At 38.4% G+C, this 13,786-nt stretch carries 11 protein-coding genes; 10 read left to right on the top strand and 1 reads right to left on the bottom strand.

Features of this window, described 5'->3' with window-relative positions:
* Positions 1 to 81 precede the first annotated feature (81 nt).
* Complete coding sequence (locus tag GXZ93_02980) at positions 82 to 1,587, top strand: trypsin-like serine protease (GenBank protein ID HHT78747.1); 1,506 nt, start codon at positions 82 to 84, stop codon at positions 1,585 to 1,587.
* A 136-nt stretch (positions 1,588 to 1,723) separates the two neighbouring features.
* On the opposite strand, the gene GXZ93_02975 is transcribed toward GXZ93_02980, so the two are convergent.
* Positions 1,724 to 1,861 carry a hypothetical protein gene (locus GXZ93_02975; GenBank protein ID HHT78746.1) on the bottom strand — a complete coding sequence of 46 codons (138 nt, stop codon included), beginning with the start codon at positions 1,859 to 1,861 and terminating at the stop codon, positions 1,724 to 1,726.
* 190 nt (positions 1,862 to 2,051) lie between these two features.
* Here GXZ93_02975 and ilvD point away from each other — a divergent pair, with 190 nt between their 5' ends.
* The 9 genes from ilvD to GXZ93_02930 all read left to right on the top strand — a co-directional run bounded on the left by ilvD (position 2,052) and on the right by GXZ93_02930 (position 13,735).
* Positions 2,052 to 3,710, top strand: a complete 1,659-nt coding sequence (ilvD, locus tag GXZ93_02970; GenBank protein HHT78745.1) for a dihydroxy-acid dehydratase — start codon at positions 2,052 to 2,054, stop codon at positions 3,708 to 3,710.
* Between the two features lie 34 nt (positions 3,711 to 3,744).
* Positions 3,745 to 5,454, top strand: coding sequence for a biosynthetic-type acetolactate synthase large subunit (ilvB, locus tag GXZ93_02965; protein ID HHT78744.1), 1,710 nt, complete (start codon positions 3,745 to 3,747; stop codon positions 5,452 to 5,454).
* Entirely contained in the window at positions 5,451 to 5,933 is a 483-nt protein-coding gene (gene ilvN / locus GXZ93_02960; protein HHT78743.1) for an acetolactate synthase small subunit, read from the top strand. Before ilvB ends, ilvN begins: the two co-directional genes overlap by 4 nt.
* A gap of 28 nt (positions 5,934 to 5,961) precedes the next feature.
* Positions 5,962 to 7,557 carry a phosphoglycerate dehydrogenase gene (locus tag GXZ93_02955; protein HHT78742.1) on the top strand — a complete coding sequence of 532 codons (1,596 nt, stop codon included), beginning with the start codon at positions 5,962 to 5,964 and terminating at the stop codon, positions 7,555 to 7,557.
* Between the two features lie 59 nt (positions 7,558 to 7,616).
* On the top strand, positions 7,617 to 9,134 hold the full coding sequence (locus GXZ93_02950; protein ID HHT78741.1) for a 2-isopropylmalate synthase: 1,518 nt from the start codon (positions 7,617 to 7,619) through the stop codon (positions 9,132 to 9,134).
* A gap of 100 nt (positions 9,135 to 9,234) precedes the next feature.
* Positions 9,235 to 10,509 carry a 3-isopropylmalate dehydratase large subunit gene (gene leuC / locus GXZ93_02945; protein HHT78740.1) on the top strand — a complete coding sequence of 425 codons (1,275 nt, stop codon included), beginning with the start codon at positions 9,235 to 9,237 and terminating at the stop codon, positions 10,507 to 10,509.
* Between the two features lie 41 nt (positions 10,510 to 10,550).
* Positions 10,551 to 11,045, top strand: coding sequence for a 3-isopropylmalate dehydratase small subunit (locus tag GXZ93_02940; GenBank protein HHT78739.1), 495 nt, complete (start codon positions 10,551 to 10,553; stop codon positions 11,043 to 11,045).
* Entirely contained in the window at positions 11,045 to 12,124 is a 1,080-nt protein-coding gene (gene leuB, locus GXZ93_02935) for a 3-isopropylmalate dehydrogenase (GenBank protein HHT78738.1), read from the top strand. Before GXZ93_02940 ends, leuB begins: the two co-directional genes overlap by 1 nt.
* 39 nt (positions 12,125 to 12,163) lie before the next feature.
* Positions 12,164 to 13,735, top strand: a complete 1,572-nt coding sequence (locus tag GXZ93_02930; GenBank protein HHT78737.1) for a citramalate synthase — start codon at positions 12,164 to 12,166, stop codon at positions 13,733 to 13,735.
* The last annotated feature ends 51 nt before the right edge of the window (positions 13,736 to 13,786 follow it).

Here is a 13,786-nt window from a genome sequence, read left to right as displayed (position 1 = left end):
ATTTATTATTACTTAAGAAAAATATAAAATATTATTAAAACAAACTTTTGAATTAAAAAAGTAATCCTTAAGGAGAGGTAAATGCCAAAAAAATATTTAAAAGTTCTTGTATTTATTTTAGTGTTCATAATGACCTTAAGCTTTACATCATTTTTAAATGCACAGGAGGAAGGTAAATCAGGAGATCTTCCAAGCGATGTTTTAAATTATGAACTTACTTCTGCCGACAAAGTGCTCATGGTCCAGCCGGCGGTCTGCTATATTACTTCGATATTTTATGGTTATGTTCTTGATCCCTGGACAAACCAATGGAGTGGTTATTATTACGAAGCTTTCGGTGGAACCGGATTTGTTGTCAATCCTGAGACCGGACATATAGTTACTGCCGGTCATGTAATAGATATAAACGAAGCGCAGTTTAAATATGATTTGATTTACTCTTATCTTATGGATACCTATGGTGATTATGGACAGCTTGATGACTGGAGCGATGCAGATTGGAACTGGGCTTATGAAAATATAAAAGTTGAAGGAAGTGAAGGGCCTCCATATGATCTTGAAGCATATGTTCAGTTCAATACAGCGATAGCAGCTGAACCCCAGGGTCCGGGCAGCAGTTCTTATCTGAGAGCTGAAATTGTTGCAAAAAGTCCTTTTGAACAAAGGGATATCGGCATATTAAGAATTACTCCCCAGACAGGCAGAAGTCTTTCAAGCGCGCTTCTTGGAGATTCTTCAATGATAGAAGTTCAGGATGCTGTTACAATGATCGGCTATCCTTGGACTTCCGACATAGGCCAGGATAATCCGCTAAATCCTACTGTTACCAACGGGACAGTTAGCGGCAAACAGATGCTTGGAGGTACTGAATGGATACAGATACAGGGTGATGTAAGGCCGGGTAACAGCGGCGGTCCTGTTCTTGATCAAAATGGTAATGTAATCGGAATTGTGTCTGCCGGGACTGATAATACCAATAACTATATAAGACCGAGCAATGATATCAAATCTTTTCTGAATGCTGAAAACAAACTTGGGCTGGTTGACCAGGAATGGAGAACAGGACTGGTGATGTTCAGGCTTAAACATTATAGCGAGGCAATCAAAAGATTTGACGCCGTTCTTAACTTAAGTGCCGGACATCTGCTTGCACAGGAATACAAGGCAAAAGCACAGGCCAACATGGGGCAGGATGTTCCGCTTTCAGATGCAGCGTCAGCTGCTGAAGAGACGGTAGAAGCTGTTTCTCAGGAACAGACAACGACATCAGTTGCAGCGCAGGAAACCGGAGGTTTGGGCAAGAAAGCATTATGGGGCATTATAGGCGGAGCAATCGGCGGACTGATTCTTATTGTTGTTATTGTTGTTCTTGTAATAATGCTTAGTAAAAAGGGAAGCCATCCGCCTGTACAGCAGGCACCGTCATATCAGCAGCCGTCACAACCGCAGCAGGTAACCAGTAGTGAGAGTAATGCGGAAAAGGCTAAGAGCGGAGATGAAGAAAAATCAAACTTCTGTCCAAACTGTGGTGCTAAAGTTGGTGATGAACAGGCATTTTGTGCAAAATGCGGCAATAAACTGAAGTAAAAATCTGTTCAATAAAACAGTTTATAAAATTAAAAGGTATTTTTGGAAACAGGCATTATTTTTTAAAATCAATGCCTGTTTCTTTTTATTGAAAATTAAAAAATTATAAAAACATTGTATTAATAATTTATCTGTGTTAGAATTTCTCATCAAATATTTCATAGAAATGAGAAGACATGTCTTTTTTTGAAAATAATTTAGTTTTTGCAAGACAGAGATTCCCTTTCAGGGAATTATCAGTTCTCATTTCAAGTACAATTAATCTCCTCGTCATTATTAATCTCCTCGTGGGTGTTTTATCCTAAATTACGGATAACCGGACTTGCCTGGAGAATATTTTAGTTTTTTCTTTTTTTATCCGTAAAGGTAATCAGTTTGTTTTGAGATTTTTTGTTTTTTTATTTTCATATAAAATACTAAAAGGTAGAATAAAAATAAAAATTTTAAATATATCGGGAGGATTAATGAGAAGTGATTTAATGAAAGACGGAATTGCAAGGCTTCCTCATCGTTCAATTTTCAGGGCACTCGGACTTACCGGAGAAGAGATTAAAAGACCTATTATAGGAATTGCAAATTCTTTTAATGAGCTTATACCGGGTCATATGCATTTGAATTCAATAGTCCAGGCTGTAAAAGCAGGTGTCAGGATTGCGGGTGGCACTCCGATGGAATTTTGCACGATAGGTGTCTGCGACGGTGTTGCTATGAATCATCCCGGAATGAAGTATTCTCTTGCATCAAGGGAGCTGATTGCAGATAGCATAGAATCTGTCTGCATGGCGCATCCTTTCGATGCGGTTGTCTTTGTTCCCAACTGTGACAAAATAATACCGGGGATGCTGATGGCTGCATTAAGACTGAATATTCCTTCAATAATCATAAGCGGCGGCCCTATGCTGACCGGCAGATATAAGGGTAAAGATCTTGACTACAGCACCTGTTATGAGGCAATAGGCAAATTCAGCAAAGGTGAATATTCAATGGAGGATATTCAGATTATTGAAGAGGAAGCCTGTCCCTCATGTGGCAGCTGTTCCGGAATGTTTACAGCAAATACAATGAACTGCCTCACTGAGGCAATAGGACTTGCCCATCCCGGTAACGGGACAGTGCCTGCTGTTTATTCAAAAAGAATAAGGCTTGCCAAAGAAGCAGGAATGCAGATAATGAAAATTCTGGACAGGAACATAAAGCCAAGAGATATTGTCAACATGAAATCCATAAAAAATGCCATAGCTGTAGATGTTGCGCTTGGAGGTTCAACAAATACCGTTCTGCATCTTGCAGCTATTGCCCATGAAGCAAAAATAAATTTCCCTCTGGGGATGATAAATGAGATAAGCGCCGGGACTCCGAATCTGTGCAGATTAAGTCCTGCGGGGCCATATCATATTTATGATCTTTATATGGCAGGCGGAATTCAGGCGGTTATGAATGAGCTGCTTAAGAATTCACTGATAGACGGAGATGCTATGAGTGTTACCTGCAGCAGAATATCTGATAATATAAAAAGCTCAGAGATACTTGATAAGTCTGTGATAAGAACTGTTGATAACCCATATTCTCCGGACGGTGGTTTGAAAGTATTATTCGGAAATATTGCTCCTGAAGGGTGCATTGTTAAAAAATCGGCTGTTGATCCCTTGATGTATCAGCATAAAGGACCGGCAAGGGTTTTTAATTCAGAAGAGGAAGCTGTACAGGCAATTATCGGGCTAAAGGTAAAACCAAAGGATGTGGTCGTCATTAAGTATGAAGGACCAAAAGGCGGCCCCGGAATGCGTGAAATGCTTGCTCCTACATCTGCGGTGGCAGGGATAGGACTTGATAAAGAAGTAGCATTGATTACTGACGGAAGGTTTTCGGGCGCAACAAGAGGTGCTTCAATAGGACATGTATCCCCTGAAGCAATGTCCGGCGGACCATTTGCAATTATTCAGGACGGCGACATTATTGAAATTGATATTTTAAATAATAAAATCAATGCCTGTCTTGATGATAATGAGATAAAATCAAGGCTTGAAAAATGGAAAGCTCCTGAGCCAAAAATAAAAGAGGGATATATTGGAAGATATTCAAGAATGGTAACTTCTGCGTCAAAAGGGGCTGTTCTTGAGTAACAGTATAAGAAAAAATTATAGCGAGGTTTAAATTATGAGTAAAATAAGCGGTTCAAAAATGCTTTTGAAATGTTTAAGAGAAGAAGGAGTAGAGTATATTTTCGGCTATCCGGGTGGGAAAGTCATACCGATTTATGATGCCATATATGATGAAAAAAAGATAAAGCATATTCTTGTCAGACATGAGCAATGTGCTGCTCATGCTGCAGACGGATATGCAAGAGCAACCGGAAGAACAGGCGTGTGCATGGCTACCTCAGGGCCCGGCGGAACCAACCTGATAACGGGAATAGCCAATGCATACATGGATTCCATACCTATTGTTGCAATTACCGGACAGGTTTCAACCGCAGAGATAGGTACCGATTCATTTCAGGAGGCAGATATAACAGGCATCACTTCTCCTATAACCAAACATAATTATCTTGTTAAAAATGTAAAGGATCTTCCTGCAACCATAAAGGAAGCTTTTTATATTGCTTCTACCGGCAGGCCGGGCCCTGTCCTTATTGACATTCCGGTTGATGTTCAGAATGCTCTTATTGATGAAAACGCCAAAGCCGAAATAAATTTACCGGGATACAAGCCAACTATCAAGGGTCATTTAAAGCAGATTAAGGAAGCGGCATTAAAGATATATAATAGCAGCAGGCCGGTAATTTTTGCCGGCGGAGGGGTTGTTTCTTCCGGAGCCGACAAAGAGCTTACAGAGTTTGCAAGACTCTCAAAAATTCCTGTTCTCACTTCTCTGCTTGGAAAAGGTTCATTTCCTGAAAGTGATGAGCTTTCCCTTATGATGGCTGGAATGCATGGGACAAAATTTGCAAATCTTGCTCTCACGGAAGCATCTCTTATCATAGGAATGGGGGTAAGATTTGATGACAGGGTTACAGGAAAATTAAGCGAGTTTGCAAAAAATGCTGAGATAATCCATATAGATATTGATCCTGCTGAAATAGGCAAAAATGTAAAAGTAAAAATTCCTATTGTAGGGGATGTAAAAAATGTTCTATCCGATCTTATTAAAGAATATAAGATCATAAAAGAGGGAAAAGGTGATGCCTCAAGACAGGAATGGCTTGAGCGTATACTTAAGTGGAAAGAAATTTATCCGGTTTCTTATCAGAACGACACCGACTCTTTAAAACCGGGTTATATAATAGAGAAGCTGCATGAGATTGTTAAAGATAAGGCTATTATATGTACGGAAGTCGGGCAGAACCAGATGTGGGCAGCTCAGTTTTTCAAATGCAGCAGGCCCAGGACTTTCATTTCTTCAGGAGGTCTGGGAACCATGGGTTTTGGTTTTCCATCATCAATAGGAGCGCAGTTCGGCTGTCCCGACAAACTGGTTTTTGATATTGCCGGTGACGGGAGCATTCAGATGGTATCCCATGAATTTGCTACTGCTGTTGTAAACAAGCTTCCTATAAAAATAATACTTTTAAATAACGGTAATCTCGGAATGGTGAAGCAATGGCAGGAACTTTTTTACAATAAAAGATATTCCGAGACACTTGTACGGGATTGTGTTGATTTTGTAAAACTTGTTGAAGCTTATGGCGGGACAGGAATAAGGGTAAAGAAAAAAGAAGATGTTGAAAAAGCAATAAAAGATGCGATTAATATTAATAATCTTGTGCTGATTGATTTTCATATTGATCCGGAAGAGAATGTTTTCCCCATGGTTGCTCCCGGTGCTCCTATCAGCGAAATGATGGTGCTTGGAAAGGAAAAAAAATGAATCATATTATATCGGTAATGGTTGAAAACAAGTCCGGAGTACTTGCAAGAATAGCTGCGCTTTTCAGCAGAAGAGGCTTTAATATTGAAAGCCTTGCTGTCGGGACTACAGATGACGAAAAGGTTTCCAGAATAACTATAGTGGTTAATTCTGATGAATCAAGCATTGAGCAGATCACCAAACAGCTCCATAAATTAATAAATGTTATAAAGATTCAAAAACTACAACCGGAGCACTCTGTGCAGAGGGAACTGGTACTTATAAAAGTAAATACGGAAAATAAAAGCAGAGCGGAGATACTTGAAATAGGCAATATTTTCCGTGCCAATGTTGTAGATGTTACAAAAGGAACTATAATGTTGGAATTGACTGGAAATTCTAACAAAATAAGCACTTTTGAAGAATTGCTAAAACCTTATGGCATCCTGGAATTAGTCAGAACAGGAATGATTGCATGCTCCAGGGGAAAAAAATATTAATAACTTATAAAAAAGACAAGGAAAAGAAATGTCTTTTAAAGAAAAAATATTAATAACCGAGGAAATAAACAGGCAGGCGGCGGACTACCTGAAAAAAGATTTTATTGTTGACACAAGAAAAGATATTGCAGGCACTGAACTTGTTAAGTGTATAAGGGATTATTCTGCATTGATAATAAAAAACGCCACAAAAGTAGATGAAGAGGTCATTAAAAACGCTGAAAACCTGAAAGTAATAGCAAAGGCAGGAGCAGGTACGGAAAATATAGATGTCAGATCCGCGACCAGAAAGGGCATATATGTTGTTAATTCCGTGTCAAGCAATCTGGTGTCTGCTTCAGAACTGACAATCGCACTGATAATGGCATGCGCCAAAAAAATAAATATTGCAAGTAAATCAGCATCATCGGGAAAAAGTACTGACAGGACTAAATTGAAAGGAATGGAAATAGAGGGCAAGACCCTTGGAATAGTCGGTCTGGGGAAAATAGGATATCTTGTTGCAAAAAAAGCATTTGCATTAGGTATGGAAGTGTATGCTTTTGACCCTTATGTGCTGGATGATAAATTCTGGCAGCTGGGAATCAAAAGAAAAGATAATCTGGAAGAGCTGTTCAGAGTATCTGATATTATTTCAGTTCATCTCCCCAAAACAAAAGATACGACAGGAGTGATTGATAAAAAACTATTTGATTGCATGAAGGATGAAGCTATCATTGTCAGCCTTTCAAAAAGGGATATTATCAATGAAGACGATTTATTCGACTCTGTAAAAGAAAAAAAGATAGCTGCAGCTGCAATTGACTTTTCTGAGGCGGAATATGCTAAAGGTTCAAAACTTTCTGAGCTGGAAGAAGTCATACTTACCCCGCATCTGAGCGGTTCAACTCTGGATGCACAGGAAAAAACAGCTCTTGAAATAAGCAGGCATGTCCGGAACGTTCTGAATGGAGAAATTCCGGGAAATGCAATAAATCTTCCTCTGTTTAACCAGGAAATGATTGATATGTCATATCCTTTTTATGAACTTTGCAATAATCTGGGTTCTATTTTTGCCCAGTTTTTCGAAAAAGAACTTGAATCAGTTGAGATAATCTATAATGGCAGAGTAGCGCAGCTGAAAACAGAGTTTCTTACTACTGTCATTCTTTCAAAAATACTGGAGATTAAAACAAATGAAAGGGTTAACATTGTCAATGCCCGTATGATATGCGAAGAAAAAAAATTAAAAATAAAGGAGACAAAAGATACAGTAACCCGTGATTTTATGAATCTGATTAAAATCAAGGGAAGCAATGATAATTATTCAATGGCTTTGTCCGGTACTATTACCGGTATAAAAAATGTTCCAAGGTTTATTTCAATTGATAAATTTGAAATAGATATGGTTCCTTCAAGATATATGGCTTTCCTGAGATATAAAGATATTCCCGGACAGATAGGCAGAATTGGAACTGCATTCGGTAAATTAGGTGTAAATATTGCAGCAATGCATGTAGGAAGAAAGGTTGTGAGCGGAGAAGCCCTTATGGGCTTGAATCTTGACTGCGAAGTAACAAACGATATGCTTGCAGAGTTTAAGGAGCTGTCAGGTTTTAAGGATATAAAAATAATAAATCTATAAGATAATTTTAAATAAGTTATAAAAAGAATTTAAAAATTTTAATTGGAAAGAAGTAAAAAATGGCATCTAAAGTATTTATTTTTGATACAACTTTAAGAGATGGGGAACAGGCTCCCGGGATACATCTGAATGTCAAAGAAAAACTTAAGATAGCCTATCAGTTGGCAAATCTTAATGTTGATGTAATCGAAGCTGGTTTTCCGATCTCCTCGCCCAGTGATTTTGAAGGTGTAAAAGCAATTTCAAAAGCTATAAAAGACAGATCGATAGCTGCACTTGCACGTGCAAACTTCAAGGATATTGATGCGGCCGGAGAAGCTTTAAAAGATGCAGCAAATCCTGTAATACATACTTTTATATCTTCTTCCGATATTCATCTGAAATATCAGTTAAATAAATCAAGAGAAGAAGTGCTTGAAATTGCAGCTGCGTCTGTAAAAAGATGTAAAAAGTATACAGACCAGATAGAGTTTTCTGCAATGGATGCAACAAGGAGCGACCGGGAATATCTGGCAAGAATGTATGAGGTTGCAATAAAGAACGGAGCAACAGTTTTAAATGTTCCGGATACGGTAGGATATGCTCTTCCGCTTGAATATTCCGAACTTATTGCCTATCTTGCAAATAATGTAAAAGGAATTGAAGATGTAGTTATCAGTGTGCACTGTCATAATGACCTTGGCCTTGCTGTTGCAAATTCAATACTGGCATTAAATCACGGAGCCAGGCAGATTGAATGTTCGGTAAACGGAATAGGGGAAAGAGCAGGCAATGCTGCAATTGAAGAAGTTGCGCTGATAATGGATACAAGGAAACAGGATCTTGATGTCTATACGGATATAAATATAAGAGAAATTGCAAAGACTTCAAGTCTGGTGGCTTCGCTGACCGGTTATCTTATTGCGCCCAATAAAGCTATTATCGGAAAGAATGCATTTGCCCATGAAGCCGGGATACACCAGGACGGCATGTTAAAAGACAGATCGACTTATGAGATATTAAAGCCTGAGGATATTGGGCTTTCCGCATCAAAACTTATACTGGGCAAGCATTCAGGAAGACATGCATTTGTAAAAAGATTGGAGGATCTTGGTTTTGTACTTAATGAGGCTGAAATAGAAAAATCATTTGAAAGATTCAAGCTGCTTGCAGAGAAAAAAGGTGAAATAAGCGACAAGGATCTTAAAGCTATAGTACAGAATGAGATGAGGAAAACTTCAGAATATTTCAAACTTAACTATTATAATGTTCTGAGTGGTACGAACATAAAATCCACATCAACAGTCGGCATAGAGATAAACGGAAAGCTTTTTGAGGCTTCATACAATGGTGACGGGCCTGTGGATGCTTCCTTTAAAGCAATAGACCAGATTACAAAACTTAAGACAAAGCTTGTTGAATATGTTATTGAGGCAGTTACTGAAGGCAAGGATGCCATAGGTTCAGTAAAGATCATTGCAAGCGCCAACGGAGTAGAAGTAATGGGCAGAGGCATAAGTACCGATATTATTGAGGCAAGCATAAAAGCATATGTCAATGCAATGAACAGAATAATTGAAAAACAGGAAGATGAATAAGCTAAAGGCATATTTAAGAAATTATTTATATTTTATACAGGTTAAAAAGAACAATCAGATATTTTAATGTGTATCGGTTTTAAAAAACGGAGAAATCTAAATGAACAGAAATGAAAAATCGCAAACCGCAGCCCAGAAAATACTTTCAAAACATTGCGGGAAAAAATATGTAGAAGCAGGAGAAATAGTAAATGCAGATGTCGATCTTGTGCTTGGCAATGATATAACAATGCCTCTTGCAATAGAAGAATTTAAAAAAACAGGTGCAAAATCAGTATTCGATGTTAATAAAATTGCTATTGTTCCCGATCATTTTACACCAAATAAAGACATAAAATCTGCTCAGCAGGCAAAAAAAATTCGGGAATTTGCCAGGGAATACAATATCAGAAATTATTTTGAAATAGGATGTATGGGTATAGAGCATGCCTTAATTCCGGAAAAAGGCCTGGCTCTTCCCGGAAATCTGATAATCGGGGCAGACTCACATACCTGCACATACGGAGCTCTGGGAGCTCTTTCAACCGGTATGGGAAGTACTGATGTAGGAATGGCCATGGCAACAGGGAAGACATGGTTTATGGTGCCGAAAACCATAAAGTTTAACCTAAACGGTAACCTTAAGCAATGGGTAACGGGAAAAGATATAATACTTTATGTAATTGGCAAAATAGGCGTGGACGGCGCTTTATACAAATCCATGGAGTTTACAGGCACAACTATAGAATCGATATCTATGGATGAAAGATTTACGATTGCAAACATGGCTATTGAAGCAGGGGCGAAATTCGGTTTTTTCAATGTTGATGAAAAAACAATAGAGTTTCTTGAAAAAACCGGGAAAAACAAAGAACAGTATGAGATTTACACAAGTGATGATAATGCTGAATATGATGAAATAATAAACATGGAAGCTCATGATATTGATCTTCTTGTCGCTGCCCCGCATCTGCCATCAAATGTAAGGAAGGCAGAAGAACTCGGAGATATTGAAATAGATCAGGTGGTAATAGGTTCCTGTACTAATGGCAGAATTGAAGATTTAAGAATAGCAAACGATATTATTGCAGGGAAAAAAGTGAATCCTGAAATAAGGACAATTATTATTCCTGCAACTCAGAAAATATATCTGGATGCTCTAAAAGCAGGATATATTGAAAATTTCATAAAAGCAGGATGTGTTGTAAGCACACCCACATGCGGACCCTGTCTTGGCGGTCATATGGGAATTCTGGCTGAGGGAGAGAGAGCGGTATCAACCACCAACAGGAATTTTGTAGGCAGGATGGGACATCCTGAAAGCGAAGTATATCTTGCAGGCCCTGCTGTTGCCGCAGCTTCAGCTCTGACAGGTAAAATAAGTATTCCTGAATAATTTTATTCAATTTTAAGAACTCACAAGGAGGAAATTTGATAATAAAAGACAAAGCAATAAAATATGGCAGCAATGTAGATACAGACGTAATAATACCTGCAAGGTATCTGAACACCATTGATGAAAAAGAGCTGGCTGCCCATTGTTTTGAAGATCTTGACAAAGATTTTGCGGAAAAAGTAAAAAATAGCAGGATTGTGATAGCTGCTGATAATTTCGGATGCGGTTCGTCAAGGGAACACGCTCCTCTTGCAATAAAAGCAAGTGGTGTAAAATTGATTATTGCCAGGTCATATGCAAGGATCTTCTTTAGAAATGCAATTAATATCGGCCTGCCTGTAATAGTGAATGAACAGGCAGCAGATGATATAAGTGAAGGAGATACGGTAGAGGCTGATCTTAACAAAGGAGAGATAAGAAATTTATCTACAGGTAAGATCTATCTGACAAAACCATTTCCTGAATTCATACAAACGCTGATATCAAGAGGCGGATATGTAAATTATGTTAAAGATAAATTTGATAAGGAGAGCTAATGAAAAAGATAATGGTTTTGCCCGGAGACGGTATCGGCCCTGAAATAGTGGATGAAGCGCTAAGAATAATTGATTTCTTTATTGAGAAATCCAATCTGGAAATCAGCTATGAGTTCGGTGATATCGGAGGTATAGCAATTGATAAATATGGCATTCCGTTGAAAGATGAAACTCTTGATATGTGTAAAAAATCAGATGCAGTTTTTCTTGGTTCAGTAGGCGGTCCAAAATGGGAAACAACCGAACCGGGCAAACCAAGGCCTGAAGATGCTCTTCTCAGAGTAAGAAAAGAAATGTCTCTTTTTGCCAACCTGAGGCCTGTCAAAATATACAAACCTCTGATTGACTCCTCAACCCTGAAAAGAGAAGTTATAGAAGGTGTGGATATCCTTGTAGTAAGGGAGCTTACCGGAGGAATTTATTTTGGCAGGAGAGAAAGAGTTGTCACAGAAAAAGACATATATGCTTATGATACTGAGCTCTATCACCTGTATGAAATAGAAAGAATAGTAAAGCTTGCTTTTGAAACTGCAAGGCGGAGAAGAAAAAAAGTGACATCGGTCGACAAGGCCAATGTACTTGAAAGCTCAAGACTCTGGAGAGAAACAGTTATACGCATTCATAAAAATTATAGCGACATTGAATTAAACCATATGTATGTAGACAATGCCTCAATGCAGCTTATCAGGAATCCCAGGCAGTTTGACGTAATAGTTACCTCCAACATGTTCGGGGACATTTTAAGTGACGAAACTGCCATGATATCAGGTTCAATAGGCCTTCTCCCAAGCGCATCGCTTGGCGAGAACAATTCAGGAATGTATGAACCCATTCATGGAAGCGCTCCTGATATTCAGGGAACCGGAAAAGCCAATCCGATTGCTCAGATTCTTTCCCTTGCCATGCTTTTCAGATACAGCTTCGGGTTTAATAAAGAAGCAGATATTATAGAAACAGCTGTAAACAATGTTCTTGAGAAAGGATATATGACTCCCGATATCAATACGGGAAGCGGAAAACCGGTAAGCACCAGGGAGATGGGCAGTCTTATTCTGGAGGCTGTCAGGGAACTGATTTAATTTGATACAATTAAAAAATTTATTCAGGGGAATACAATAATGCCAAATAAAATTTTTATTTTTGACACAACACTGAGAGACGGTTCTCAGGGAGAGAATATTTCTTTTTCAGTTAAGGACAAACTTTATATAATCGAAAAATTCAATGACATAGGGATTGACTATATAGAAGTCGGTTTTCCTGCATCTAATCCAAAGGATATAGAAATTTTTGAAATTTTAAAAACAAAGAAATTCTCAAATTCAAAAATAGTTGCTTTCGGAAGAACCAGGTATAAAAATACTTCAGCAAAGGATGACGATAATATAAACACCCTTATTAACTGCGGAGCTGATGTCACCTGCATATTTGGAAAATCTTCTGCTTTTCATGCAGAAAAAATAATTGAAACTTCCCTTGAAAACAATCTTGAAATGATTTTTGATTCAGTATTGTATCTGAAAAAAAATTCTCCTGAAGTTATTTTTGACGGAGAACATTTTTTTGATGGCTTTAAGGAAAATCCTGATTATGCGATAAAGACATTAAAAGCTGCAGAAGAAGGAGGTGCTGATTTCATTGTTCTCTGCGACACAAACGGCGGGACTCTTCCAAAAGATATGTCAGAGATAATTGAGGCAGTCAGGAAAGAAATAAGAGTGCCTGTTGGCATCCATGTCCATAATGACTGTGGTTGCGCTGTAGCCAATTCAATCATCGCTGTAAACAAGGGAGCTGTGATGGTGCAGGGAACCATAAACGGTTACGGAGAAAGAACCGGAAATGCTGACTTGTGCCAGATAATACCCAATCTGGAAATAAAGATGAATCTTAAATGCCTGCAGGATGACAAGCTAAAGGATCTGACGAGTCTTTCGAGATTTATTTCGGAGATAGCAAATCAGATACCTTCAAATCACCAGCCTTTTGTCGGAAGCAGTTCATTTGCGCACAAAGCCGGCATGCATGTAAGCGGTGTCAGCAAATACTCAACAGCCTTTGAACATGTTCCTCCGGAAATGGTGGGCAATTCCAGGAGGATACTGATAAGCGAACTCTCAGGAAAAAAATCGATAATTCTCAAGGCAAAAGAATTCGGAATGGATCTGGAAAATGAGCCAAAAACAGTAAGCGAGATCCTTGAAAGGATACTTGCTCTTGAGCACCAGGGGTACCAGTTTGAGGCAGCCGATGCCAGTTTTGAGCTTCTGGTGAGGGATATTACCGGCACAAAGAAAAAATATTTCAGGCTTGAAAGTTTCAGGATATTAAATGAAAAAAATGAAAACGGAGAAGTTCTTTCAGAAGCAACAGTAAAAATACATGTGGATGCAAACAGGATAATTGAAACAGCAGAGGGAGTAGGTCCTGTCAATGCCCTTGACAAGGCATTAAGAAAAGCGCTTACGATATTTTATCCTGGTCTTGAAAAAATAATACTTACGGACTTTAAGGTAAGAGTGCTTGACGAGAAAAAAGGTACCGGTGCAGTTGTAAGAGTGTTTATTGAATCGACAGATGGCAGGAAGAGCTGGGGCACCATAGGAGTATCGGAAAACATAATTGAAGCAAGCTGGAAAGCTCTTGCTGACAGCATAGTCTATGGATTGAACCATATAGAAAAAGCATAAAGCTACTTTTCTTTTTCTGAAAAATTTTAAATAATTATAGTTATTTTAAAT

This window comes from Actinomycetota bacterium (genome assembly GCA_012837825.1).
Classification (GTDB): Bacteria; Actinomycetota; Humimicrobiia; order Humimicrobiales; family Humimicrobiaceae; genus Humimicrobium.
This window is presented reverse-complemented; position numbering and strand designations above follow the sequence as displayed.

Coding starts and splice junctions, on each gene's coding strand:
- GXZ93_02980 (HHT78747.1), top strand. CDS start 82: ATGCCAAAAAAATATTTAAAAGTTCTTGTATTTATTTTAGTGTTCATA.
- GXZ93_02975 (HHT78746.1), bottom strand. CDS start 1,861: ATGACGAGGAGATTAATTGTACTTGAAATGAGAACTGATAATTCCCTG.
- ilvD (HHT78745.1), top strand. CDS start 2,052: ATGAGAAGTGATTTAATGAAAGACGGAATTGCAAGGCTTCCTCATCGT.
- ilvB (HHT78744.1), top strand. CDS start 3,745: ATGAGTAAAATAAGCGGTTCAAAAATGCTTTTGAAATGTTTAAGAGAA.
- ilvN (HHT78743.1), top strand. CDS start 5,451: ATGAATCATATTATATCGGTAATGGTTGAAAACAAGTCCGGAGTACTT.
- GXZ93_02955 (HHT78742.1), top strand. CDS start 5,962: ATGTCTTTTAAAGAAAAAATATTAATAACCGAGGAAATAAACAGGCAG.
- GXZ93_02950 (HHT78741.1), top strand. CDS start 7,617: ATGGCATCTAAAGTATTTATTTTTGATACAACTTTAAGAGATGGGGAA.
- leuC (HHT78740.1), top strand. CDS start 9,235: ATGAACAGAAATGAAAAATCGCAAACCGCAGCCCAGAAAATACTTTCA.
- leuB (HHT78738.1), top strand. CDS start 11,045: ATGAAAAAGATAATGGTTTTGCCCGGAGACGGTATCGGCCCTGAAATA.
- GXZ93_02930 (HHT78737.1), top strand. CDS start 12,164: ATGCCAAATAAAATTTTTATTTTTGACACAACACTGAGAGACGGTTCT.